This window comes from Curtobacterium sp. MCBA15_004, assembly GCF_001865055.2.
In the GTDB taxonomy this organism is placed as follows: domain Bacteria; phylum Actinomycetota; class Actinomycetes; order Actinomycetales; family Microbacteriaceae; genus Curtobacterium.
Genome location: NZ_CP126266.1, coordinates 824,979 through 848,788, shown reverse-complemented (window position 1 = coordinate 848,788; position 23,810 = coordinate 824,979). Strand labels below are relative to the sequence as shown.

Below are 23,810 nucleotides of genomic sequence, written 5' to 3'. Positions count from 1 at the left end.
TCCGCGCGCTGAGGCGGCCTGCCGCCGAAGGGTTGAGCCAGCAGCTGGTCGCAGGGGTCGACTCGTCGACCCAGTCCTGCAAGGTCACGATCCGTGACGCGGCGACCGGCGCGGTGGTACGGGAGGGGCGCGCGTCCCACCCGGACGGCACGTCCGTCGACCCCCGCCACTGGTGGGACGCGCTCGGCGCCGCGATCGCGGACGCCGGCGGCTTCGACGACGTCGCGGCGGTCGCGGTCGCCGGGCAGCAGCACGGCATGGTCGCGCTGGACGCGGAGGGGCACGTCGTCCGCGACGCACTGCTCTGGAACGACGTCCGCAGCGCCGACGCGGCCGCGCAGATGGTCGAGGAGCTCGGCCGTGAGGCATGGGTCGCCCGCACGGGTCTGGTCCCGGTGGCCTCGTTCACCGGCACGAAGCTGCGCTGGCTCCGCGACGCCGAACCGGAGAACGCCGGCCGCGTCGCGGCCGTCGCGCTCCCCCACGACTGGCTGTCGTGGCGGCTGCGCGGGTACGGCCCGGCGGACGAGAGCCCGCTCGGTCCGGACCTCGACGCCCTCGCGACCGACGGCTCGGACGCCAGCGGCACCGGCTACTGGGACCCCGTGCGGCGGGAGTACGACGGCGAGCTGTTCGAGGCCGCGCTCGGCCGTGGCCTGCGGGTCGCGTCCGGCGAGGACGGCTCGGACGGTGCGGGCAGCCCGGCCGACGCGGTCGTGGTGCCGCGGGTCGTGGCGCCCGACGAGGCGATGGGCGCGCTGGCGTCCGACGTCACGCTGCCGGGCGGCGCCGTCGCCCGTGCCGGACTCCTCGTCGGCCCGGGACTCGGCGACAACGCCGGGGCAGCGCTCGGCCTCGGACTGGGCCCGGGTGACGTCGCGGTGTCCCTCGGCACGAGCGGCACCGTCTTCGGGGTCACCGACACCGAGGTGACGGACCCGAGCGGGACCGTGGCGGGCTTCGCCGACGGGACCGGGTCGCGCCTCCCGATCGTCACGACGCTCAACGCAGCCCGCGTGATCGAGGTGGTGGGCGGCCTGCTCGGCGTCGACCACGGCGAGCTCGGCGAGCTGGCGCTGCAGGCGCCGGCGGGCGCGGACGGGCTCGTGCTCGTGCCGTACTTCGTCGGTGAGCGCACGCCGAACCGTCCGGACGCGACCGCCTCGCTGCTCGGGATGACCCCGGCGACCACGGACCGGGCGCACCTCGCCCGTGCCGCCGTCGAGGGCATGCTGTGCGCGCTCGCGGACGGCCTGGCGGCGGTCGAGGACACCGGTGTCACGGTGTCGCGCCTGCTGCTCATCGGTGGGGCCGCGCGGAACGAGGCCGTCCGGGCCGTCGCCGCGCAGGTGTTCGGACGCGACGTGTCGGTCCCGGAACCGGGCGAGTACGTCGCCGCCGGTGCCGCCCGGCAGGCCGCCTGGGTGCTCACGGGTGCCCTGCCGTCCTGGGAGGTCTCGGCGACCGTGGTCCCCGCGGACCCCCGCCCCGAGGTCCTCGAGCAGTACCGGACCCACGCGCTGCGCTGACGCGCGCCCGGCGCGCCCCGCGCGCCCCGCGCGCTGCGCGCGCACCTGATGGAATCGGGCGTACCCGGTCGGACGGATCGACCGGGTACGCCCGATCCGTGCCGGTACGCCAGATCCGTGCCGGTCCCACCCGATCCCCCGGAGGAACCCCGTGCCGCTCACCGACCTGCCCCTCGACCAGCTCCGCACCCACCGCCCCGCGGTGCGTCGTCCCGCGGACCTCGACGCCTTCTGGGCGGACACGATCGCCGAGGCCCGGGCAGCAGGAGCCGGCACCGCGCCCGTGACGACCCCGGCCGCGACGCCGGTGACCGCCCTCGACGTGCAGGACCTGACGTTCCCGGGCTTCGGCGGCGACCCCGTCCGCGCGTGGGTCTCGCGGCCCGCGGGCACCGCCGACCAGGACCTGCCCGTCGTGGTCGAGTTCCTCGGGTACGGCGGCGGCCGCGGCCTGCCCGGCGAACGGGTGTCCTGGGCGCTCGCGGGCTTCGTGCACGTCGTGATGGACACGCGCGGGCAGGGCAGCGGCTGGGGCTCCGGCGGCGACACCCCCGACCCGCACGGCTCCGTGCCGCACGTCGGCGGGTGGATGGCGAGCGGGGTCGACGCCCCGGCGAACCACTACTACCGCCGGGTCTTCACCGACGCGGTACGGCTCGTCGAGGCGGTCCGCACGCTCCCCGGCGTCGACGCCGACCGGGTCGCGCTCACCGGCGGCAGCCAGGGTGGCGGGATCACCCTCGCCGCCGCGGCCCTGGTGGAGGCGCACGTCGGCCCCCTCGTCGCGGTGCTGCCCGACGTCGCGTTCCTGTGCGACTGGGAGCACGGCACCGACGTCGCGGTCGGCGGCCCCTACCTCGAGCTCGCCACGTACCTGTCCGTCCACCGCGACGACGCCGACCGGGTCTGGGACACGGTCGCGTACTTCGACGGCGTGCACTTCGCCGAGCGCATCACCGCGCCCGCACTGTTCTCGGTGGCGCTCATGGACGACGTCGTGCCGCCGCGGACGACCTTCGCGGCGTACAACGCGCTCGGCTCGACCGACCACGAGATCGCCGTGTACCCGTACAACGGCCACGAGGGCGGCGGCTTCCGCCACTGGGAGCGCCAGGTGGCGTTCCTGCGCGAGCGGCTCTAGCCGGCCGACCGGCCCGGGGGCGGCCGGACGCCGGGCCCAGGGCGCCGGCTCAGCGCCCGAGCAGCTGCCCGACCGCGTCGACGACGACCTGCCGGCGCCGCGCAGCCACCACGGCCGACACCGTGCCCGTCGCCTCGGGCGGCAGCGTCGCCCAGACCCCGGCGAGCTGCAGCACGAGCGCGAACAGCACCGCCGGCCGGAACGACCGCGGCAGCACCCCGGCACGCTGCGCACGCTCGACCTCGGCGACCGCGGCCTCGTGGCGCTCGACGAGCGCGGGCACCACGGCGTCCGCGCGCTCGAGCCGCTGCCAGGTCGCGAGGCGTGCGACCCACGGCCGCTCGACGAGCGCGTCGTGGAGCCGTCCCGCCCACGCGGGCAGGTCGTCGGTGTCGAGCGGCACGGCGTCGTGCAGGCCGCCGAGCTCCTGCACGAGGAGCGCGTCGAACAGCCCCTCCTTGCCGCCGAAGTAGTGGAAGACCTGCGCCTTGTTGCTGTCCGCCGCGGCCGCGAGCCGCTCGACGCGTGCCCCCGTCAGGCCGAGGGCGGCGAACTCGTCGCGGGCGGCCTCCAGGATGCGTGCGCGCATCGCGTCGGCGGCAGGGGGCGTGAAGCGGGCCATGCCACCACGGTACCGACCCGACGGACGTCGCCGTCGCAACGTGGTGACCGGACGACGAACGGGAGGCCCGTGGCGGCGTGGCCACGGGCCTCCCGTTCCGTCGTGTGGTCGCGTCCGCTACTCGGCGGCGTCGTCCTCTTCGGGGTTGAAGTGCGACTCGTCGCCGGCGAAGCCGGCTGCGACGCCCTCCGGGTGGTCGGGGATAGTCCCGTCCTCGCCGAGGCCGTCGGGCTTCTTCGAGCCGTCGGGGTCGTTGGTCGGTTCGCGGGTGACGTCGGCGTCGGACATGGCGTGCTCCTTCAGCTGAGGGATCTCGCACGCTACTCACGCTCCCCGTGACGGGCGGTGGAGGTGCGCGGAGCGGCCTGCGCGTGCCGTCAGACGCGCTCCCAGGTGACCACCCGCCGGTCGGCGAGGGACACCTCGCGGACCGGACCGGTCACCCGCACGACCGCACGGTCCGTCGCCGATCCGGGGACCTCGTACCGGACCGGCCCGTCGCCGGACGCGACGATCCCACCCGTCGGCACCGGGCCTCCCGGCCGGGACGCCGCCGCGTCGGACGCGACCCAGACCTGCACGTCGCCCGGTTCGACCACCTTGCGCATCGCGCGGTCGGTGAAGCCGAACCGCTGCACCGGCACGTCGAAGCGGACCCGGGCGGACGCCCCCGCGGCGAGTGCGACGCGTGCGTAGCCGAGCAGCTGCACGACCGGACGCGTGACCGACGCCTGGACGTCGTGCCCGTAGAGCTGCACGACCTCCGCGCCGTCGCGTGTCCCCGTGTTCCGGACCGTGACCGTCGCCGCGAACGCCCCGTCCGTGGTGACCGTGTCGTCGACCACCAGGTCCTCGTACGCGAAGGACGTGTACGTCAGGCCGAAGCCGAACGGTCGGACCGGCGTCGAGTCGGTCGCGGTGACGTCCGACGGACCGCCGAGCCGCGGGTGCAGGTACGAGTACGGCTGCGCCCCGGCCGAGCGCGGCAGCGACACGGGCAGGCGCCCGGACGGTTCCGCGCGACCGGTGAGCAGGTCGGCGATCGCGAGGCCGCCGCCCTCCCCGGGGAAGAACGCCTGGACGACCGCGGCCGGCTTCGGCTGGTCCCCGTCGAGGGCCCAGCCGATCGCGTACGGGCGCCCGGTGAGCAGCACGACGACCGTGGGGGTGCCGGTGGCGACGACGGCCTCGACGAGCTCGCGCTGCACGCCGGGCAGGTCGAGCGACTCGGAGTCGTTGCCCTCCCCCACCGTGCCGCGTCCGAACAGGCCGGCCTGGTCGCCCACGACGACGACCGCGACGGCGGCGTCCTGTGCGGCGGCCACGGCGTCGGCGAACCCGGAGCGGTCGTCGCCCTCGACCTCGGCGCCCGGTGCGTACCGGACGGCGTCGTCGCCGAGGACGTCCCGCAGGGCCTCGAGGACGGTCGGGATCGCGAAGCCGAGCGGCAGGCCGGGGTGCGTCGCGAGCACGTGGTTCGCGAAGGAGTAGCAGCCCTGCAGGGCCTCCGCGCGGTGGGCGTTCGGGCCGATCACCGCGACGGGGCCCCGCGGGGCGGCAGCGGTGTCGGTGGCGTTGCTGGTACCGGTGGTGGTGTCGGCCCCGCGACCGGCGTCGCCGTCGCCGCCGCCGCCGACGGCGACGGCGGGACGGAGCGGCAGCACGCCGTCGTTCGACAGCAGCACGAGCGACTCCGCCGCGAGCCGACGGGCCAGCGCCTGGTGCTCCGGCGAGTCGAGGTCGATCCCCGTGGGGGGCTCCCCCGCGAACGCGTCCGGTTCGAGCAGGCCGAGCCGCTCCTTCTGCCGGAGCACGCGCAGCACGGCACGGTCCACGAGTGCCTCGTCGACCTCGCCGCTCCGCACCCGCTCGACGAGGGGGGCGAGGTACGCGTCGCCGGTCGGCAGCTCGACGTCGATCCCGGCCGTGAGGGCCATCGCCGCCGCCTCGCCGCGGTCCCGGGCCACGCCGTGCATGACCTCGAGGAACGCGACCGAGAAGTAGTCCGCGACGACCGTGCCGTCGAAGCCGAGCCGACCACGCAGCAGGTCGGTGAGCAGCGCGGGGTCCGCGGCGACGGGCACGCCGTCCACCTCGGCGTAGGAGTTCATCACGCTGCGGGCGCCGCCGTCGAGCAGCGCCATCTCGAACGGCGGCAGGAACACGTCCGCCACCTCGCGCGGTCCGGCGTGCACGGGTGCGTGGTTCCGACCGGCACGTGAGGCCGAGTAGCCGAGGAAGTGCTTGAGGGTCGCGTCGACCCCGGCGCTCTGCACCCCGCGCACGTAGGCGGTGCCGACCGTCCCGACGAGGTACGGGTCCTCGCCGATGCACTCGTCGACCCGTCCCCAGCGGGGGTCGCGGACGACGTCGAGCACGGGCGCGAGGCCCTGGTGCACGCCGAGCTCGCGCATCGACCGGCCGATCACCGCGCCGACCTGCTCGACGAGCTCCGGGTCGAAGGACGCGCCCCAGGCCAGCGGCGTCGGGAACGTCGCGGCCTGCCACGCGGCGAGCCCGGTGAGGCACTCCTCGTGCACGAGCGCGGGGATCCCGAGCCGGGTCTCGCGCTGCAGGCGGCGCTGTTCCGCCCACAGCCACGCGGCCCGCTCGTCCGGTTCGACCGGCCGGGTGCCGTACACGCGGGTGTACTGCCCGAGGCCGTGACGCGTGGTCTCGGCGAGGGTCTGCCCGTCCTGCGCGGCCGCCATCTCGCCCTGCATGGGGGCGACGACGCCGTTCTGGTCGAGCCAGTAGCCGACGAGCTGCGCCGTCTTCTCCTCGAGGGTCATCGCGGCCAGCAGCGCGGTCGCGCGGTCGGGGGCCGTCGCGTCGTCGACGCGGGTGGCGTCGGACGGGAGGCCCGTGGCGGCGCCGCCACGGGCCTCCTGTCCGTCGGTCGGGTGCGTGGTCGAGTCGAGCGTCGTCACCCCTTCACCGCCCCGGTCAGGCCGCCCACGATGCGGCGCTGGAACACCGCGAAGAAGACGAGCGCGGGGATCATCGACAGCGACGTGAACGCGAGCACGCGGGCGGTGTCGACCGAGTACTGGGACGAGAACGCCTGCACGCCGAGGGGCAGCGTGTACGCCGACGAGTCGTTGAGGATGAACAGCGGCAGCAGGTAGCTGTTCCAGCTCCCGATGAAGGCCAGGATGCCGACCGTGACGACACCGGGCAGCGACAGCGGGACGACCATGCGGAAGAAGAACCCGAGCCGGCTGGCACCGTCGATGGCGGCCGCCTCCTCGAGCTCGTCGGGGATCGCCTTGAGGAACGGCACGAGGATGATCACCGTCGTCGGCAGCGCGAACGCGATCTGCGGCAGGATCACCCCGGCCAGGTTGTTCGTCAGACCGAGGTCCTTGACGAGCAGGTACAGCGGCGTGATCGCGACCGTGATCGGGAACATGAGTCCCGCGGCGAAGAGCGCGTAGAGCGCTCCGCTGCCCCGGAAGCGGTAGCGGGCGAGGACGAAGCTCACCATGAGCCCGAGCACGACGACGCCGACGGTCGTCGTGACGCCCGCCACCACCGAGTTGCCGAGCTGCTGCCAGAAGACGCCGCTCGACAGGACGTCGAGGTAGTTGCCGACGTTCCACGGCGCGGGCAGACCGGCCGGGCTCGCCGTGATCTGCGCGTTGGTCCGGAACCCACCGAGCACGATGTACGCGACCGGGCCGATGCACACCGCGATGAACAGCAGCGCGATGAAGTACGTGCCGAGGTTGCGCTCGCGCCCGACGGGCCCGGAGTCGCGCGGACGGCGGCGCGGTGCGACGAGGGAGGCGGTGGCGGTCATCGGGTGGCCTTCTCGGTGAGGGCGCCGGCGGTGTCGCGGCGCAGGACGAACCGCTGGTAGACGAGGGCCACGACCAGCGAGATGAGGAAGATCACCACGGCGACGGCGTTGCCGTACCCGTAGTTGCCGGAGAGCCGGCCGTTCGCGACCATGTACGTCGCCATCGTCGAGGTCCCCGCGGTCGAGGCGATGTACTGCCCCCAGATGATGTAGACGAGGTCGAACAGCTGGAGCGACCCGATGATGGACAGGAACGCCCAGATGCGGATGGTCGGGCCGAGCAGCGGCAGCGTGATGCGGCGCTGGATCTGCCAGTAGCCGGCGCCGTCGAGCTGGGCGGCCTCGAACAGCTCCTCCGGGATGCTCTGCAGGCCGGCGAGGAACAGGATCACCGCGAAGCCGATGTACTTCCACGAGATGATCGCCAGCAGCGTCCAGAGCGCGATGTCCGGGTTCGACAACCAGTCGGCGCGCAACCCCCCGAGGCCGACGGACTGGAGCAGGTCGTTCACGGCGCCGCTCGACTGGAGCATCAGGCTCCACCCGGTGCCGACGATCACCTCGGAGATGACGTACGGCACGAAGATGAGCACGCGGATCAGGCCCCGGCCGCGGATCCGCTGGTTGAGCAGGAGCGCCAGGATGATCGCGATCGGCCCCTGCACGACGAGCGAGCCGATGACGATGAACAGGTTGTGCCACAGCACGCCCCGGAAGTCCGGGTCGGTGAAGATCACCGTGTAGTTCTGCAGGCCGACGAAGTCGGTGGGGGTGCCGTAGCCCTGCCACTTGTAGAAGCCGTAGTACGCGGCGAGCACCACGGGCAGGATGACGAACCCGACGAACATGATCGTCGCGGGTCCGGCGAGCAGGGCGATCTCGACCCGCTTGCGGACGTCGGCGGCCGGCTTCGCGCGGCCCCGGCCGGCCGGGGCCGACGGCGTACCGTCGACCCCGGTCAGGTCCTTCCCCGTGTCCGTCCGCGCACCGGGGCGGGACGGACGGGGGGCGACTGAAGTGGCCATCGGTCGGGTCAGCCCTTCGCCGCGGCCTGGTTGACGGTCTTGACGATGTCCGCCACGTCACCCTTGCCGGCGAGCAGGTTCACGACGCTCGTGTTCAGCGCGTTGCCGACGTTCTGGCCGTAGAGCGTGTCGAGGTAGTTCGACACGTACGGGGCCTTGTTGTAGGCGGCGAGGACGCTCTTCAGGTAGGGCTCGGTGACGACGGACTGCGCCGACTCGTTCGCCGGGATCGCGTTGAACGCCTTGTAGTAGGCCTCCTGCACGGGCTTCTCGGTCATGTAGTTGAGGAACTCGGTGCACTCCTTCTTCGGCGCCTCGGCCGAGCACGAGTACCCGTCGACCGCACCCATCATCGATCCCGGTGCGCCCTTGCCGCCGGAGACCTCCGGGAACGGGAAGAAGCCGAGGTCGGCGAGCGGCTTGCCGTCCGGGGTGAGCGAGGAGATCACACCCGGGTCCCACGCACCCATGAGCTCCATCGCGGCCTTGTGGTTCGCGACGAGGCCGGCCGAGCTGCCGGCGCCCTGCTGGGCGGCCGTGGTGAGGAAGCCGTCGTTGAACGGCTTCGTGTCGAAGAACGCCTTCGTGTCCTCGCCGGCCGCCTTCCAGCAGCTGTCGGTGAACTTCAGGTCCTTGGCGGTGTCGTTCAGCGTCGAAGCGCTGCAGGCGCGGAGCGCGAAGTTGTAGTACCAGTGCGCGGCCGGCCAGGCGTCCTTCGCGCCGACGGCGACCGGCTGGATGCCCGCGGCCTTGAGCTTGGCGATGTCGGCGTTCAGCTCGTCCATCGTGGTGGGGGTGCCCTCGATGCCGGCCTGCTTGAAGAGGTCCTGGCTGTACCAGATGCCCTCGGGGTTGACGTCGACGGGCATCGCGTAGGTCTTGCCGTCGAGCTCGTAGCCCTTGAACGCACCGGCGCTGATCTCGGTCTTGGCGTTCTTCCCGATCGAGCCGGAGATGTCCATGAGCTGCCCGGCCTTGGCCATCGCGGCCATCTTGCCGCCGCCGCGCTGCAGGAACACGTCCGGGGCGGACCCGGAGTTCAGCGCCGTCTGCAGCTTGCCGTCCAGGTCCTCGTTCTGGATCGCCTGGATCTTGATCGTCACGTTCGGGTGGGACTTCTCGAACGCCGCGACGGTGTCCTGCCAGAAGGCCTTGCCCGGTCCCGTGGTCGAGTTGTGCCAGAAGGTCATCGTGACCTTCCCGTTGCTGTCTGCCGCGTTGCCGCCCGCGGAACAGCCCGCTGCGGTGAGTGCGGTGGCCCCGATCAGCGCGATGGCTGCGGCGGCCCGGATCTTCCTCGTCATCGTGGAACTCCTGGTGTGTCGTCGTCGTTGACAGGCGCGACATCGAATGCCGCTGCGGAGAGCGTGCCAGGTGCTCGCGGTCCTTGTCAATCGTTATCGATAACGTTTTCTATCCGTGGTGCGGACCCCGTCACCGGCCCTCTGCGGCGGTACGGTGAGCACATGCAGACCGTCCTCGACACCCCGCCCGGGCCGGGCCGGGTCACGATCGCGGACGTCGCGCGCGCCGCCGGGGTCTCGATCCCGACGGTCTCGAAGGTGATCAACAACCGCGACGGTGTGGCCCAGGCGACGATCGTCCGCGTGCAGGAGGTCGTCGAGCGCCTGGGCTACGAGACGTCCCTGGTCGCCCGGAGCCTGCGCAGCTCCCGGACGAACGTGATCGGCATCCTCGTGACCGAGTTCGAGCCGTTCTCCACCGAGCTCCTCCGCGGGGTCTCGGCAGCGACGACCGGCACCGGGTACGAGCTGCTCGCCTACGCCGGTCTGCTCACCGGGTCGAGCCGACCGGGGTGGGAGCGGCGTTCGCTCTCGCGTCTGTCCGGCACCCTGATCGACGGTGCGATCGTGGTCACGCCGTCCGTCGCACTCTCCGGGGCGTCGATCCCCGTCGTCGCCATCGACCCGCACACCGGGCCGGAGGGACACGCCACCGTCGACACCGACAACGCGGCGGGCGCCCGGCAGGCCGTCGACCACCTGCTCGGCCTCGGCCACACCCGGATCGCCCACCTGCGGGGTCGCGGCGACCTCGCATCGTCGCAGCTGCGCGAGGCGGGGTACCGGTCGGCCCTGGCGGCGGCCGGGATCCCCGTCGACGAGCAGCTCGTCCGAGCCGGCGACTACCAGGAGGAGCGCTCGGCCGCGGTCGCGCACGACCTGCTCACCCTGGCCGACCGTCCGACCGCGGTGTTCGCGGCGAACGACTCCTCGGCGATCGGCGTCATGCACGCCGCCGAGGCGCTCGGGCTCCGCGTCCCCGAGGACCTGTCGGTCGTGGGGTTCGACGACGTCCCGCAGGCCTCCACGACCACGCCGCCGCTGACCACGGTCGCGCAGCCGCTGGTCGACCTCGGCGCGAGTGCCGTGTCGATGCTGCTCGGCATGCTCCGCGGCGAGCCCACGAGCGACCACGTCCGCCTGCCCACGACCCTGCGCGTGCGGAGCACCACGGCGCCCGTCCCGCGCTGAGGCGCGGCCGGCACCGGCGCCGGCCGGCGCCGCGCGGGCCGACGCCGCGCGGCCGGCACCGGCCGGCCTGCCGCTCCGCACAACGGAAAGCAGTTCGCACCACGAGAACCCGCGGCGCGACGTGCCTTCCGTGGTGCGCGAGCACGGCGCGCCACGGCGCGCGCCACAGATGGGCAGGGCGCGGCGCGCCATGGCGCGCGCCACAGATGGGCAGGGCGCGGCGCGCGAGCCATCCCGGCGACGCGCAGAGCGCGCGTCGTCCGCACAGCAGCAAGCACGTCGAACCACGCAATCACGTGGTGCGACGTGCTTTCCCTGGTGCGCGAGCACGTCGCGCCACGGCGCGGCGCTCGCGCCGCGCGCCACAGACAGGCAGGGCGCGGAGCGCCAGCCATCCCGGCGACGCGCAGAGCGCGCGCCCTCCGCACAACAGCAAGCACCTCGCACCACGCAATCACGTGGTGCGACGTGCCTTCCGTGGTGCGCGAGCACGTCGCGCCACGGCGCGGCGCGCACCGGCGCGCACCGGCGCGGCGCGGCGCCGCCGGCGCGCACCGGCGCGAGCACGTCGCGCCACGGCGCGGCGCGCGCCGGCGCGCACCGGCGCGGCGCGGCGCGGCGCGGCGCCACCAGCGCCCGCGAGCGCGTCAGCGCCGCAGCGTCTGCTTCGGGTACTCGCCGAACCGCTCCGCGTACGACGCCGAGAACCGACCGAGGTGCGCGAAACCCCACCGCCGCGCCACGTCCCCCACGGCACCGGTCTGCGGCCCCGCCTCGAGCAGCTCCTCGTGCACGCGGTCGAGCCGGACGTGGCGCAGGTACGTCAGCGGCGACACGTCGAACACGCGCCGGAACGACTCCTGCACGGACCGGACACTGAGCCCGGCCACGGCGGACAGGTCGGTGATCGAGACGTCCTCGGCGGCGTGCGCGTGGATGTACTCCACCGCGGCGCGCAGTCGGGCGTTCCGGGGCTCGGCGAGCACGTCGGGCAGCGCGTCGACCTGCGGCGGGAACATGTCGAGGAACACCTCGGCGGCCGCGACCTTGGCGTCCTGCCAGGCGTCCGACTCCGACCCCCCGACGCGCAGACCACGGGACAGCGCCGTGAGCGCACCCTGCCACCGCTGCCCGATCGTGGCGTCGGGCTGCCGGACCCCGTCGAAGCGCAGCTCGTGGTCGCCGACCTCGGTCCGGGTCGCTGCGACTCGCCGGATGAACTCGCGGTCGAAGTGCACGAGGCGCTGGTCGTAGTCGGCGGTGACGAACCAGAACTCCTCGTCCGGCGGGAACAGCACCGGGACGTCCTGCTCCATCGGCCACCGCTCCCCGCGGATCTCGACCTCGCCGGTCCCCGCGCTGATCCACGTGACGACGTAGTCGCCGCCCGCCGGGACGACGCCGCGGATCTCGCCGTGCATCTGCGAGCGACGGATGGTGACCTCGCTGTCTCCGATGGCCGTGTAGCGGTAGTCGAAGCGACCGTCGGTCGGCCCCGCGGACCAACGATCGGCCCGGTAGATGCCACCGAGGTCGCGGATGGCGGTCTCGGGACGGGTGCCGGCGACCTCGAAGCGCACGGGAGCGATGGTCGCCTCGGCGCCGAAGGCCTCGATGAGGGGGTCAGCCACGGGACACTCCGTCCGGGTGCGATGTCCGCATGGCGCAGTCCATCTCGTTATCTGGATACGCTTCTGGGGTACGGGCGGCGTAACGTCGCCGAGGACCGACGCGCACCGAGGGGGCGACCACGTGAGTGAGATCGACCTGACCGCCGCGCTGACCCGACTCGAGGCGGCGATGGGGGCGCTCCGCGGGCGCCTGCGCGAGCGGCTGTCGGTGTCCGGCACCGACCTGACCGTGCTGCAGTTCGTCGCACGTGCCGCGGCTGCCGAACGCCAGGTCCGCGTGAAGGACCTCGTCTCGCACCTCGGCCTGACGAGTCCGGCGGTCACCGGCACGGTCGACCGCCTGGAGCGGGCCGGGCACCTGTGCCGCGTCCCGAACCCGGACGACGGGCGCAGCCGGTTCATCGAGCTCACCCCGGAGACCCAGCGCGCCTACGCCGCCGCGATGGACAGCACGAACGAGCATCTGCACGAGCTGTTGTCCTCCTTCTCGGAACGCGAACGGGTCAAGTACGTGCGGGTCATCGACCGCGTGGTCGAGGCGCTCGAGTACGGCGCTCCGACCCCCTGACGCAGAGTACGGGCGGGCGAGGACACCACTCGAACGTTTGTCCAACAAGCGCAACTAGGTAACTTCCCGACCTATCTTGCCGGACGTGGCCCGCCCTGGTCCGTACCGTCGCCCGTGGGTGCCCCGTTCGGGGGCGATTCAGGGAACCAGGGAGAGAACCATGGGCGCGTACCAGTCCCAGCCGGGCATCGACCCGGTACGCATCGAGACGTTCCGTCGGATGCGCAAGCGTTGGAAGTACGGCGAACTGCAGGACGGTGCCGGTCTGTACGCCGACTTCTTCACCGACACCGCACGGGACCCGCGCCGCAGCTGACGGCGTGTGACCGACGGTCGCCACGGCGACCGCACGACGGACGGGAGGCCCGTGGCGGGATCGCCACGGGCCTCCCGTCCGTCTGCCGGTCACCAGCGCAGCCGCCGCCCGCCGACACGACGCAGGTCTCGTCGACGAGTGCGCGGCCACCCTCAGCCCTTCACCGCCCCGGAGGTCAGGCCGGACACGATCGACCGGCGGAACACGAGCACGAGCACGACGATCGGGACCGTCGCCGCCACGCTCGCCGCGAAGATCTGCGCGAACGGCACCGTGAACTGGGTGCCGAACAACGCGATGCCGACCGGGATGGTGCGGAACGAGTTCTCGCTGTTGAACGTCAGGGCCATCAGGAACTCGCTCCACGAGGCCGTGAACGTGAACACCCCGACCGTGAACAGCCCCGGCTTCGCCATCGGCAGGATCACCGACAGGACCGTCCGCCACGCGCCGGCGCCGTCGATCTCGGAGGCCTCCTCGATCGTGGAGGGGATCCCCTGCAGGTAGTTCCGCATGATCCAGATGGCGAACGGCAGGTTGAACGCCACGTACGGCACGATCAGCCCCGGGTACGAGTTGAGCAGGCCGAGGTTGCGCTCGAGCAGGTACAGCGGCGTCAGCACCGCGATCGCCGGGAACACCGACAGCATGAGCAGCGACGTCATCACCGCCGTGCGGCCCCGGATCCAGCGCCCGGCGAGCGCGTAGCCGGCCAGGAACGCCAGGCCGAGGACGATCACCGTCGTCGAGACCGACACGATGACGCTGTTCACCATGTACTGGCCGAGGGCGTTGTCCCGGAACGCGACGACGAAGTTGTCGAACGTCAGCGCCCGCGGGAACGCGGTCGGCGGCGACTGGGCGATCTCCGACGAGGGCTTGAGCGCCGTCGTCACGAGCCAGTAGAGCGGCAGGGCGGTGAGCACGGCGATGACGACACCGCTGACGTTCACGGTGTTCACCCACCGGCGCCACCCCTTGCGGACACGCTGTCGGGGCATCAGTCGTCCCCTCCCTTCGCCTGGTTCCGGAAGGCCCGGAGGAACAGCAGACAGCCGACCGCGACGATGAGCGCGGTGCTCGTGGCGATCGCGGCGCCCGGGCCGATGTTGATGTCCTGGAACAGGACCTTGTAGCCCATGATCGCGAGCGACTGCGTCGTCGTGCCCGGTCCGCCGTTCGTCAGGACGAAGGGCAGGTCGAACACCCCGAACGCCTGCAGCACGCGGAACAGCACCGCGATGGTGAGCGTCGGCACGAGCTGCGGCACGACGACCCGCCAGAACGTCTGCCACCCGTTCGCGCCGTCGAGCTCGGCCGCCTCGTAGTGGTCCTCGGAGATCTGGACGAGGCCGGCGAGCAGGATGATCGCGACGAACGGCGTCGTCTTCCAGATGTCGGCGACCATGAGCCCGGTGATCGCGGGCACCGGTTCGCCGAGGATCACCGGCGCGTCCCCGAACAGCCCGAAGAACCACGTCGCGACGCCGTAGGTCGAGTCGTAGACGTACTTCCAGAGCTGGGCGTTGACGATCGTGACGAGCGACCACGGCACGAGCATGAGCGCGAGCATCCAGCCGCGCGTGGCCCCGAGTCGCTCGAGCACGAGGGCGACGAGCATGCCGAGGACGAGCTCGACCGAGACCGTCACGACCGTGTACAGCACCGTGAAGCCGAGCGCCCGGTACCAGTCGGCGCTCTGCAGCAGGGCCGCGTAGTTGCCGAGCCCGAAGCCCTGGATGCTGAACCCGTCGTAGCCGATCTCGACGTCGGCGAAGCTCAGGACGATCGAGTACACGACGGGGAAGATCGTGACCGCCGCCACGACCAGGAGCGCCGGGGCCGCGAAGCCCCACGCACCCCGCGCACGCACGCGCTCCATCCGCGACCGCGCGCTCGTCGGGCGGTACCCGTCCTGGCGACCCGCGCCTCCCGGCCGGTGCCCCGCACCCGACCGGACCGACGCGCGTGACGTGCGCGTCCCGGTGTCGGCGCTCACAGCGCCGCGCCCTGCAGGGCGAGCTGGATGGCGGAGGCCATCGCGCTCGTGCCGCCGTCGACCGACGTCTGTCCGCCGAGGATGCTGTTGCCGTTCTGGTAGACGCCCTGCGAGACCTTCGGGTAGTACGCCGTCGAGGTCGGGCGGGGCACGAGCGTGATGCCCGCGGCCGTGTCGTACGTCGGCCGCTGCTGGCGCTTCGCGTCCTGGCTGACGAGGCTCGCGCTGCGGGCCGGCAGGACTCCGCCCTCGCGGGTGAGGAGTTGCTGCGCGGTCTCGCTCGACATCCAGCTCGCGAACGTCAACGCCGCCGCGGGCTGCTGCGTGTGCGGGTTGATGTAGTTCCCCCAGCCCCCGATCGTCGAGTGGTGCTCGTCCATGCCGTCGAACGTCGGCCGGGCGGCGAGCCCGACCTTGCCCGCGACCGCGGAGTCCGGCCCGTTCGCGATCCCCCACGCGTACGACCAGTTGCGGAGGAACGCCGCGCGACCGCCCGAGAACGCGTCGTTCGTGTCCTGCTCCTGGTAGGTCAGGGTCGCACGGGGAGCGGCGCCGTCGGTGATGAGCGAGCGCATGAACTCGAACGCGCGCTTCGTCTCCGAGCTCGTCGTCTCGGGCCGGGTCAGGTCGTCGTTGAGGAGCGAACCGCCCGCGTCCGCGACGAACTCGGTCACGTTGCAGGTGAGTCCCTCGTAGACGTCGCCCTGGAACGCGAGGCCGTAGTCGACGTCGCCCGTGTCCACGAGCTTCGCGGCGGTGGACTTGACCTCCTCCCACGAGCGCGGGACCTGGAAGCCGTGCTTGTCGAGCAGGTCCTGCCGGTACAGGAAGAACGACTCGTCGATGTAGAGCGGGAACATGTAGTACGTCCCGTCGACGCTCGCCGCCTGCCGGAGGCCCTCGGGGAACTGCTCGAAGAAGTCCGCCCCGACGAGCTGGTCCACCGGCGTCGCGAGCTTGTTCTTCGCGAACTGCCCCGGCCAGGCCACGTCGCCGAGGTACACGTCCGGGGTCGGGCTCCCGGCGGCGATCTGCGTCGTGAGGCTGGTCCGGTTCGTGTCGGTGTCGCTCGGGGCGCTGACGATGCGCACGCTGATGTTCGGGTGTTCCTCCTGGAACGCCGCGATGAGGCGGCGACGGAGGTCCCCGCCGTCCTTCGAGGCGACCTGCCCGGCCCACCAGCTGATCGTGACGTCACCCTCGGGTGGGTCCGTCGGCCAGTCCTCGACGGTGGTGCGCTCGGGACGGGTGGAGCAGCCCGCGAGCAGCAGTACCCCCGCTCCCCCGAGCAGGAACAGTCTCCGGTCGATTGCCATCCGTCCTCCTCGACGTGTGGTGCTGCGAACCTGTGAGACCACACAACCAACGGTCCCTGGGAGTGGGTGCAGGGGTGGGTCTGCGGGCGGGATGGGTGTGCGGGCGGGTGGGTGGGCCCGTCGCGAAAGCGACAGATCGGTGCGGACAGTCGGCGGGGAACTGTCGCTTCCGCGACCACGTCGGGCGCGGCAGCGCGCGATCTGTCGCTTCCGCGGGGTGGACCGGCCGCGAGGCGGACGGGAGGCGCGGTGCCGGGCCGCCACGCGCCTCCCGGCCGGTGGGTGGGTGGGCCGGTGCAGCGACCTCACGGGCTCAGCGACACCTCACGCCGCCGACGGGCCGTGGGGTGTCGCTGGGCGCGTGGGGTCTGTCGCGAGCCCGGCGGGTCGGGTGGGGCCCGCCGCGAAAGCGACAGATCGGCGCGAACAGTCGGCGGGGAACTGTCGCTTTCACGACCACGTCGGGCGGGGCCGCGCGCGATCTGTCGCTTCCGCGGGGCGGACGGGCCGCGGGGCGGACGGGAGGCGCGGTGCCGGGCCGCCACGCGACTCCCGGCCGGTGGGTGGGCACGTCAGCGCCGTCACGCCCTGGTCGGCACCTCACGCGGGCGGCAGGCCGGGCGGTGTCGCTGGGTCCGTGGGGTCAGGCGCGCGGGGCCGGAGCGGGTGCGGTCGACTCGGCGGTGCGGAGCACGCACGGCAGCAGGAAGTGCGGGAGCTCGGTCGAGGTGCCGTCGAGCTGGTCGATGAGGGCGTCGGCCGCGCGGACGCCGAGCTCGTGACCGGGGGCGATCATCACCGCGAGCCGCGGGTGGTGCTGGTCCCCCGCCGCGGCCGAGGACGCGATGCTCAGCACCGACACGTCGTCCGGGACCCGACGACCGGCGGACCAGAGCCCGACGAGCAGCCCCGCCGACGAGTCGTCCTTCATCACGAGCACCGCGGTGACGTCGGGGTCCGCCGCGAGCAGTTCCCGGGCTGCGGCACGGCCACCCTCGCTCCCGGACGCCGCGTACACGATCGTCCCGGCGCCACCGCGCTCGGCGACGGACGCGCGGAAGGTGTCCTCGACGCGGAGGTGGGGGGCGTACCCGGCCATCGGCGTGCCCTCGAGGTTCTCGAGCACGAGGCCGAAACGCCGGTGCCCGAGGCCCTGCAGGTGGTCGAGGCTGTCCTCGATCGTGGTCTCGAAGTCGATGTCGACGAACGGCAGCGCGCTGCTGTCCCGGGTGCGACCGATCAGGGTGAACGGGACGCCGAGCTCGGTGAGCTTCGCCACGCGCGGGTCGTCCATGCGCACCTCCATGAGGACGACGCCGTCGACGAGACCGCCGGACACGAGGTCGTCGAGGTCCTCACCGGCGGGGTCCACCGGCCAGAGCACGAGGTGGTGGCCGCGCTCCGACGCCCGCTCGGCAGCGCTCATGAAGAACTCCGACGTCGTCGGGCTGAAGCGGTTGCCCGTGGTCGGGAACAGCAGGGCGATGATCCGGGTGCGCCGGCTCGCGAGGGCGCGCGCGACGACGTTGCCGCGGAACTTCAGCTCGCGCATCGCCGCGGTCACCTTCGCGGTCGTCGCCGGCGTGACGTACTTCGTGCCGTTCACGACGAACGAGACCGTCGCGATGGACACCCCGGCACGGTCGGCGACCTGTTGCATCGTGGCCACGGCACCTCCTGCGGGCGGACGGACACGCCGCCGTGGTCGCGGCGGCTCACACCGCCGTGGTCCCGGCGGCTCGCACCACCGGGTCACCGGTGGCCACCGCCGTGGGTCCGGCGGTCGTCACGAGCATAGTCCTCGGTCGTCACCAGAAAAGCGCTTTACAGGTGAAGCGCTTTTCTGTTAGCTTCTCGCCCCAGGACCACCGCGACGACGACGTCAGTGGAGTCGCCGCACCGCGTCCTTCCCCGCATCCGCGAAGAGAAGAGCAGTCGATGAAGCCTGGTTCCCCCTCCCCGTCCCGCAGGACGCGCGCCCTCGTCGGCGCCGTCGCCGCGATCGCGACGATCCCGCTCGTCCTCACCGGCTGCTCCGGCGCCGGGTCCGCCTCGTCCGGCGGCGGCAAGACCCTCACGATCGAGGACTACTACGCCGCGAACTACGACCCGATCTACCAGCAGTGCGCGAAGGAGGTCGGTGCCGAGCTGAAGATCAACCACGTCGCCGGCGCCGGTCTGATCTCGAAGGTGCTGCAGCAGGCGTCGTCGCGGACCCTGCCGGACGTGCTCATGCTCGACAACCCCGACGTGCAGCAGATCGCCGCCTCCGGTGCGCTGTCGGACCTGGCGGACTACGGGCTCGACGCGGACGACGACGTCCCGGGGGTCAAGGGCGCGAACACGTACAAGGGCAAGCTCTACGGTCTGCAGCCGGTCACGAACTCGATCGCGCTCTACTACAACAAGAAGATGCTCGCCGACGCGGGCATCCAGCCCCCGAAGACGTGGGACGAGCTCAAGGAAGCCGCGAAGAAGCTCACCAGCGGATCGACCTACGGCTTCGCGATGAGCAACATCAACACGTACGAGGGCACCTGGCAGTTCCTGCCCTTCTTCTGGTCGAACGGCGGCGACGAGAAGGACATCGCGACGCCCGAGGCCACCCAGGCGCTCCAGCTCGTCGAGGACCTGCAGAACGACGGCTCGATGTCGAAGAGCTCGATCAACTGGGCCCAGGCCGACGTGAACAACCAGTTCATCGCGGGCAAGGCAGCGATGATGATCAACGGTCCGTGGCAGCTGCCGGCGCTCAAGAAGGCGAAGGACCTGGAGTTCGACAGCGTCCCGATCCCGACGCGCACCGGTTCGGAGACCGTCGCCCCGCTCGGTGGCGAGGCCTTCACGGTCCCGCAGACCGGCGACAAGGCCAAGATGCAGCTCGCCGGCAAGTTCGTCGGGTGCCTCAACAGCGACAAGATGCAGAAGGTCTTCGCCGGCACCACCGGCAACGTGCCGACCAACATCGAGGTCGGCACCGCCTGGGCGAAGGACCACCAGGACGTGGCCTCGTTCGTGACGACCGTGCAGACCGCCCGTGCCCGCACCGGTGAGCTCGGTCCCGACTGGCCCAAGGCCGCGACGAAGATCTACACCGCCGTCCAGCTCGCCCTCACCGGCAAGGCCGACCCCGAGCAGGCGCTCGAGCAGGCGCAGTCGCAGAACCAGTAGTGGGAGACGGGGAGCCGACCACGCGGTCGGCTCCCCGCACCCCGGACGGAAGGACCTGACATGAGCGCCTCGACACAGATCCGGCCCCGGACGACGACGTCCCCGGCCCCAGCACGACCCGGACAGCGCCGCGCGCGCATCCGGTCCGCCACCACCCGGTGGTTGTTCGTCATCCCGGCCGCCGTCTTCGTGGCCGTCTTCTTCGGCTACCCGGTCGTCAAGAACGTCCTGATGTCGTTCCAGGACTACACGACGAAGACCTTCTTCACCGGCGAGGCACCCTGGGTGGGCCTCGGCAACTACGTCTCGGTCTTCTCGAGCAGCGTCTTCACGACGAGCGTGGTGAACACGGCCCTGTTCACCGCGGGGTCGATCGTCCTGCAGTTCGTCCTGGGCCTCGGCCTCGCGCTGTTCTTCCGGCGGCACTTCCCGCTGTCGGGCTTCCTGCGCGGACTGCTCCTGCTGCCGTGGCTGCTGCCCCTGATCGCGTCGAGCGCGGTCTGGAAGTGGCTGCTCGACCAGGACAGCGGCGCCCTGAACCAGCTGCTCGGCGTCGTCGGCATCGGTCCGGTCCCCTGGCTCGTCAGCCCCAGCCTGGCGCTCATCGCGGTCATCGGGGTGAACGTCTGGCTCGGCATCCCGTTCAACACCACGATCCTCTACAGCGGGCTGCAGTCGGTCCCGCCGGAGCTGTACGAAGCCGGTGCCCTCGACGGTGCCACGGGCTTCAAGGCCTTCTGGTACATCACCTGGCCGAGCATCCGGTCGGTGGTGAGCGTGGTGATCGTGCTCGGGGTCGTCTACACGCTGAAGGTCGTCGACATCATCCTCGGCCTGACCGGCGGCGGACCGGCGAACTCGACGCAGACCCTGGCCACCAACGCGTACCACCAGTCCTTCATCAACTTCCAGTTCGGCATCGGAGCCGCGGTGAGCAACGTCCTCATCGTCGTCTCGTTCGTCTTCGCGATGGTCTACATCGCGATCTCCAGGAAGGCGGTCGACGAATGAGCGTCGGACTCGCGAACCAGACCGTCACCGTCACCCGGGCGATCACGACCGAGCGGACCGCGCGGGACCGGCGTCCCCGCCGCTCGGCCAAGGGGCTCCCCTTCACGATCCTCGGCATCGTGTTCCTGGCGATCATGGTGTTCCCCGTCTACTGGATGGTGAACACGAGCCTGCAGGCCACCTCGGGCGCCGCGACCGCGACCTGGTTCCCGTGGAACCCGACGTTCGCCGGGTACCAGGCGGCGTTCGCCCAGCAGGGCCAGAACTTCGTGTCGAGCATGATCATCGGCCTCGGCACCGTCGTCCTGACCCTCGCGATCGCCACCCCCGCCGCCTACGGCCTGGCCCGGTTCCGGATGCGGGGCACGCGGACGTTCCTGCTCGTGCTGCTCATCACGCAGATGATCCCGGGCATCGTCATCGCGAACGCGCTCTACACGCTGTTCAACAACGTCGGACTGCTCAACAGCTACGTCGGGCTCATCCTCGCCGACAGCGCCGTGCAGGTCCCGTTCGCGATCCTGCTCATGCGCGCGTTCATGGAGTCGATCCCGCCGAGCCTGGTCGAGGCCGCCCTGGTCGACGGCGCGACCGACCTGCGCGCGTTCGTGTCGATCGTCCTGCCGATCAGCCGCAACGCGATCGTCACGGCCGCGCTGTTCACGTTCCTCGGTGCGTGGGGTGACTTCCTCATCGCGCTCACCCTGACCTCGACCGACGCGGTCCGCCCGATCACGCTCGGCATCTACAACTACATCGGCTCGAACGTGACCGACTGGGGACCCGTCATGGCGACGTCCGTCCTCGCGTCGCTCCCGGCAGCCGTGCTCCTCATCGTCGCCCAGCGCTACATCTCCGCCGGCGCGCTCGGCGGTGCGGTCAAGTGACGACCGGCCCCGCCGGCCACCGCCACACCGCGACCGGCCCCGCCCGCCACCGCCACACCGCGACCGGCCCCGCCCGCCACCGCCACACCCCGACCGGCCCCGCCCGCCACCGCCACACCCCGACCGGCCCCGCCCGCCACCGCCAGACCGCGACCAGCCCGCCCGGCACCCGCCGGACCGCGACGGGCACGACCGGCCCGCCCGGCCCCTGCCGCACCGCGACCGCACACTCCGACGCACCCGCGTCCCCTCAGTCAGGAAGGCCCACACCATGACCACCACCCCGCTGCGCATCACCGTCTGGGGCGAGAACGTCCACGAGCAGGTCGAGCAGCACGTCGCCGAGCGGTACCCGGACGGCATGCACGGCGCGATCGCCGACGGCATCCGCGAGCACCTGCCCGAGGCCGTCGTCCGCACCGCGACCATGCAGGAGCCCGAGCACGGCCTGACCGACGCCGTCCTCGCCGAGACCGACGTCCTGACCTGGTGGGGGCACGCCGCGCACGCCGACGTCGACGACGCCGTGGTCGACCGCGTCCACAAGCACGTCCTGTCCGGCATGGGTCTCGTGGTGCTGCACTCCGGCCACTGGTCGAAGATCTTCGGCAAGCTCATGGGGACGACCTGCACGCTCCGGTGGCGCAGCGAGCACGACCAGGAACTCGTCTGGACCGTGAACCCGCAGCACCCGATCACGCGCGGCGTCCCGAACCCGATCGTCATCCCCGAGCAGGAGATGTACGGCGAGTACTTCGACGTCCCCACGCCCGACGAGCTCGTCTTCATTTCGGGCTTCACCGGCGGCGAGGTGTTCCGGAGCGGCATGACCTACCGCCGCGGCTTCGGGAAGATCTTCTACTTCTCCCCCGGCGACCAGGACTTCCCCGTGTACCACCACCCGGACGTCCGCCGTGTCATCGCGAACGCCGCCGAGTGGGCCCGGCCCGAGCGCGAGCGGGAGCTGCCGACGCTCCGCCGGTACGACCTCGGCGAGTACTTCGACGGCCAGCACTACCGCGGCCCGTTCGACGACGCCCCGGAGGACGAAGCCCCGGCGGACAGCGCCCCCACAGACTCCCCGGCGGACAGCGCACCCACAGCTGCCCAGGCGGACACCGCCCAGCACGAAGCCGGGGCCCGCGCATGACCGACCACGCCCCGCTGCGGGTCGTCCAGGTCGGCGCCGGCGGCATGGGGCGCGCCTGGCTCGGGACGGTCGCCGCGGACCCCGACGTCGAACTCGTCGGGGTCGTCGACCTCGACCTCGACGCCGCCCGCGCCGGGGCCGAGCTCGCCGGGGCGCCGAGCATCCCGGTCGGCAGGGACCTGACGGCCCTGCTCGCCGAGACCGGCGCCGAGGCGGTCCTCGACATCACGGTGCCGGTCGCGCACCACCCGGTCACGATGGACGCCCTGCACGCGGGGCTGCCGGTGCTCGGCGAGAAGCCGGCCGCGCAGACCGTCGCCGAGGCGCTCTCCCTCGCGGCCGCCGCCGAGGTCACCGGGCAGCTGTTCATGGTGTCGCAGTCGCGTCGGTACAACGACCAGCTCGTCGCCTTCCGGCAGCACGTCCGCGCGCTCGGCGGCGTCGGGAGCCTGAACACCCGGTTCGCGAAAGCGCCGCACTTCGGCGGCTTCCGCGAGGAGATGGACGACGTCCTGCTCCTCGACATGGCGATCCACGCGTTCGACTCGGCCCGGTACGTGCTCGAGCGGGAGCCGGTGTCGGTGACGTGCGACTCGTGGAACCCGTCGTGGTCCTGGTACCGCGGGCACGCGAACGCCGCGGCCGTCTTCACGTTCGAGGACGACGCCCGCTACGTGTACGACGGCTCGTGGTGCGCGCCGGGCGACGAGACCTCGTGGAACGGCGACTGGCGTGCCACGGGCGCGACCGGCTCGGCGGCCTGGGACGGCGACCACGACCCGTCGAGCGTGGTCGACGGCGCTCCGGGCACGCCCGAGCCCGCACCGGGCGTCGGGACCGAGATCGCCGGCGCGCTCGCGTCCTTCGTCCGCGCGGTGCGCACCGGCAGCCGGCCCGACGGCGAAGTGCACGGCAACGTCATGAGCCTGGTCATGGTCGACGCGGCGATCGCGTCGGCGCGGTCCGGGCAGCGGGTCGTGATCGACGAGGTCCTGGAGCGGGCGCACGCCACCGCGATCGAGGACGAGCGGGACGAGGCGGTCCGCGAGCGGCTCGCCGCGTGGGGACCGGTCCGGCAGGCCCTCGCGACCGACAGCGGCGCGCTCGCCTGACGCGGTCCACGCGACCACCCCACGGACGGGAGGCG

General features: G+C 72.2%; 21 protein-coding genes. 10 read left to right on the top strand and 11 right to left on the bottom strand.

The window, feature by feature from the left end:
- Positions 1-32 precede the first annotated feature (32 nt).
- On the top strand, positions 33-1,529 hold the full coding sequence (locus QOL16_RS04005) for an FGGY family carbohydrate kinase (protein ID WP_083394894.1): 1,497 nt from the start codon (positions 33-35) through the stop codon (positions 1,527-1,529).
- A gap of 151 nt (positions 1,530-1,680) precedes the next feature.
- The gene (locus QOL16_RS04000) at positions 1,681-2,670 is read left to right on the top strand and encodes an acetylxylan esterase (RefSeq protein ID WP_071282511.1); all 990 of its coding nucleotides are present in this window, start codon (positions 1,681-1,683) and stop codon (positions 2,668-2,670) included.
- A 49-nt stretch (positions 2,671-2,719) separates the two neighbouring features.
- Here QOL16_RS04000 and QOL16_RS03995 read toward each other — a convergent pair whose 3' ends face one another.
- The 6 genes from QOL16_RS03995 to QOL16_RS03970 form a co-directional block, all read right to left on the bottom strand.
- Positions 2,720-3,292 carry a TetR family transcriptional regulator gene (locus QOL16_RS03995; RefSeq protein ID WP_071282507.1) on the bottom strand — a complete coding sequence of 191 codons (573 nt, stop codon included), beginning with the start codon at positions 3,290-3,292 and terminating at the stop codon, positions 2,720-2,722.
- A gap of 117 nt (positions 3,293-3,409) precedes the next feature.
- Positions 3,410-3,580, bottom strand: coding sequence for a hypothetical protein (locus QOL16_RS03990; RefSeq protein ID WP_175473034.1), 171 nt, complete (start codon positions 3,578-3,580; stop codon positions 3,410-3,412).
- An 89-nt stretch (positions 3,581-3,669) separates the two neighbouring features.
- Positions 3,670-6,084 carry a beta-glucosidase gene (locus QOL16_RS03985; protein WP_139266299.1) on the bottom strand — a complete coding sequence of 805 codons (2,415 nt, stop codon included), beginning with the start codon at positions 6,082-6,084 and terminating at the stop codon, positions 3,670-3,672.
- A gap of 134 nt (positions 6,085-6,218) precedes the next feature.
- Positions 6,219-7,094: a carbohydrate ABC transporter permease gene (locus tag QOL16_RS03980; protein WP_065964066.1), complete on the bottom strand. Its 876-nt coding sequence runs from the start codon at positions 7,092-7,094 to the stop codon at positions 6,219-6,221.
- Entirely contained in the window at positions 7,091-8,119 is a 1,029-nt protein-coding gene (locus tag QOL16_RS03975; RefSeq protein ID WP_083394893.1) for a carbohydrate ABC transporter permease, read from the bottom strand. Before QOL16_RS03975 ends, QOL16_RS03980 begins: the two co-directional genes overlap by 4 nt.
- Positions 8,120-8,127: 8 nt before the next feature.
- Complete coding sequence (locus tag QOL16_RS03970; RefSeq protein WP_065964069.1) at positions 8,128-9,423, bottom strand: ABC transporter substrate-binding protein; 1,296 nt, start codon at positions 9,421-9,423, stop codon at positions 8,128-8,130.
- A gap of 162 nt (positions 9,424-9,585) precedes the next feature.
- Here QOL16_RS03970 and QOL16_RS03965 point away from each other — a divergent pair, with 162 nt between their 5' ends.
- Positions 9,586-10,614 (top strand): LacI family DNA-binding transcriptional regulator, encoded by a 1,029-nt coding sequence (locus QOL16_RS03965; protein ID WP_071245431.1) that lies wholly within the window; start codon positions 9,586-9,588, stop codon positions 10,612-10,614.
- Between the two features lie 647 nt (positions 10,615-11,261).
- Here QOL16_RS03965 and QOL16_RS03960 read toward each other — a convergent pair.
- Positions 11,262-12,245: a helix-turn-helix transcriptional regulator gene (locus tag QOL16_RS03960; protein ID WP_071282501.1), complete on the bottom strand. Its 984-nt coding sequence runs from the start codon at positions 12,243-12,245 to the stop codon at positions 11,262-11,264.
- Positions 12,246-12,366: 121 nt separating this feature from the next.
- Here QOL16_RS03960 and QOL16_RS03955 point away from each other — a divergent pair, with 121 nt between their 5' ends.
- Complete coding sequence (locus tag QOL16_RS03955) at positions 12,367-12,813, top strand: MarR family winged helix-turn-helix transcriptional regulator (protein WP_065964992.1); 447 nt, start codon at positions 12,367-12,369, stop codon at positions 12,811-12,813.
- A 160-nt stretch (positions 12,814-12,973) separates the two neighbouring features.
- Positions 12,974-13,129: a hypothetical protein gene (locus tag QOL16_RS03950; RefSeq protein WP_171898845.1), complete on the top strand. Its 156-nt coding sequence runs from the start codon at positions 12,974-12,976 to the stop codon at positions 13,127-13,129.
- A gap of 152 nt (positions 13,130-13,281) precedes the next feature.
- On the opposite strand, the gene QOL16_RS03945 is transcribed toward QOL16_RS03950, so the two are convergent.
- The 4 genes from QOL16_RS03945 to QOL16_RS03930 all read right to left on the bottom strand — a co-directional run bounded on the left by QOL16_RS03945 (position 13,282) and on the right by QOL16_RS03930 (position 18,104).
- Positions 13,282-14,130 carry a carbohydrate ABC transporter permease gene (locus QOL16_RS03945; protein ID WP_065964994.1) on the bottom strand — a complete coding sequence of 283 codons (849 nt, stop codon included), beginning with the start codon at positions 14,128-14,130 and terminating at the stop codon, positions 13,282-13,284.
- Positions 14,130-15,128, bottom strand: a complete 999-nt coding sequence (locus tag QOL16_RS03940) for a carbohydrate ABC transporter permease (protein WP_305405401.1) — start codon at positions 15,126-15,128, stop codon at positions 14,130-14,132. Before QOL16_RS03940 ends, QOL16_RS03945 begins: the two co-directional genes overlap by 1 nt.
- Positions 15,125-16,444, bottom strand: a complete 1,320-nt coding sequence (locus tag QOL16_RS03935) for an ABC transporter substrate-binding protein (protein WP_071282499.1) — start codon at positions 16,442-16,444, stop codon at positions 15,125-15,127. The genes QOL16_RS03940 and QOL16_RS03935 overlap by 4 nt, the downstream gene beginning before the upstream one ends.
- Positions 16,445-17,087: 643 nt before the next feature.
- A complete protein-coding gene (locus QOL16_RS03930; protein ID WP_065961966.1) occupies positions 17,088-18,104 on the bottom strand; it encodes a LacI family DNA-binding transcriptional regulator in 1,017 nt (338 codons plus the stop codon).
- 278 nt (positions 18,105-18,382) lie between these two features.
- Between QOL16_RS03930 and QOL16_RS03925 the strand changes: the two genes are divergently transcribed.
- The 5 genes from QOL16_RS03925 to QOL16_RS03905 all read left to right on the top strand — a co-directional run bounded on the left by QOL16_RS03925 (position 18,383) and on the right by QOL16_RS03905 (position 23,775).
- Positions 18,383-19,615: a sugar ABC transporter substrate-binding protein gene (locus QOL16_RS03925; protein WP_065961954.1), complete on the top strand. Its 1,233-nt coding sequence runs from the start codon at positions 18,383-18,385 to the stop codon at positions 19,613-19,615.
- Between the two features lie 60 nt (positions 19,616-19,675).
- Positions 19,676-20,626, top strand: coding sequence for a carbohydrate ABC transporter permease (locus QOL16_RS03920; protein ID WP_071249475.1), 951 nt, complete (start codon positions 19,676-19,678; stop codon positions 20,624-20,626).
- A complete protein-coding gene (locus tag QOL16_RS03915; protein WP_083230187.1) occupies positions 20,623-21,513 on the top strand; it encodes a carbohydrate ABC transporter permease in 891 nt (296 codons plus the stop codon). The genes QOL16_RS03920 and QOL16_RS03915 overlap by 4 nt, the downstream gene beginning before the upstream one ends.
- Before the next feature lie 271 nt (positions 21,514-21,784).
- Positions 21,785-22,663, top strand: a complete 879-nt coding sequence (locus QOL16_RS03910) for a ThuA domain-containing protein (RefSeq protein WP_071282497.1) — start codon at positions 21,785-21,787, stop codon at positions 22,661-22,663.
- Complete coding sequence (locus QOL16_RS03905) at positions 22,660-23,775, top strand: Gfo/Idh/MocA family protein (RefSeq protein ID WP_071282495.1); 1,116 nt, start codon at positions 22,660-22,662, stop codon at positions 23,773-23,775. The genes QOL16_RS03910 and QOL16_RS03905 overlap by 4 nt, the downstream gene beginning before the upstream one ends.
- Positions 23,776-23,810: the final 35 nt, after the last annotated feature.

What these genes read in the sequence shown, in the direction of transcription:
- QOL16_RS03990 (WP_175473034.1), bottom strand. Translation starts at nt 3,580, where the DNA reads ATGTCCGACGCCGACGTCACCCGCGAACCGACCAACGACCCCGACGGC.
- QOL16_RS03910 (WP_071282497.1), top strand. Translation starts at nt 21,785, where the DNA reads ATGACCACCACCCCGCTGCGCATCACCGTCTGGGGCGAGAACGTCCAC.
- QOL16_RS03975 (WP_083394893.1), bottom strand. Translation starts at nt 8,119, where the DNA reads ATGGCCACTTCAGTCGCCCCCCGTCCGTCCCGCCCCGGTGCGCGGACG.
- QOL16_RS03925 (WP_065961954.1), top strand. Translation starts at nt 18,383, where the DNA reads ATGAAGCCTGGTTCCCCCTCCCCGTCCCGCAGGACGCGCGCCCTCGTC.
- QOL16_RS03995 (WP_071282507.1), bottom strand. Translation starts at nt 3,292, where the DNA reads ATGGCCCGCTTCACGCCCCCTGCCGCCGACGCGATGCGCGCACGCATC.
- QOL16_RS03980 (WP_065964066.1), bottom strand. Translation starts at nt 7,094, where the DNA reads ATGACCGCCACCGCCTCCCTCGTCGCACCGCGCCGCCGTCCGCGCGAC.
- QOL16_RS03930 (WP_065961966.1), bottom strand. Translation starts at nt 18,104, where the DNA reads ATGCAACAGGTCGCCGACCGTGCCGGGGTGTCCATCGCGACGGTCTCG.
- QOL16_RS03945 (WP_065964994.1), bottom strand. Translation starts at nt 14,130, where the DNA reads ATGCCCCGACAGCGTGTCCGCAAGGGGTGGCGCCGGTGGGTGAACACC.
- QOL16_RS03950 (WP_171898845.1), top strand. Translation starts at nt 12,974, where the DNA reads ATGGGCGCGTACCAGTCCCAGCCGGGCATCGACCCGGTACGCATCGAG.
- QOL16_RS03915 (WP_083230187.1), top strand. Translation starts at nt 20,623, where the DNA reads ATGAGCGTCGGACTCGCGAACCAGACCGTCACCGTCACCCGGGCGATC.
- QOL16_RS03985 (WP_139266299.1), bottom strand. Translation starts at nt 6,084, where the DNA reads ATGACCCTCGAGGAGAAGACGGCGCAGCTCGTCGGCTACTGGCTCGAC.
- QOL16_RS03935 (WP_071282499.1), bottom strand. Translation starts at nt 16,444, where the DNA reads ATGGCAATCGACCGGAGACTGTTCCTGCTCGGGGGAGCGGGGGTACTG.
- QOL16_RS03905 (WP_071282495.1), top strand. Translation starts at nt 22,660, where the DNA reads ATGACCGACCACGCCCCGCTGCGGGTCGTCCAGGTCGGCGCCGGCGGC.
- QOL16_RS03920 (WP_071249475.1), top strand. Translation starts at nt 19,676, where the DNA reads ATGAGCGCCTCGACACAGATCCGGCCCCGGACGACGACGTCCCCGGCC.
- QOL16_RS03965 (WP_071245431.1), top strand. Translation starts at nt 9,586, where the DNA reads ATGCAGACCGTCCTCGACACCCCGCCCGGGCCGGGCCGGGTCACGATC.
- QOL16_RS03970 (WP_065964069.1), bottom strand. Translation starts at nt 9,423, where the DNA reads ATGACGAGGAAGATCCGGGCCGCCGCAGCCATCGCGCTGATCGGGGCC.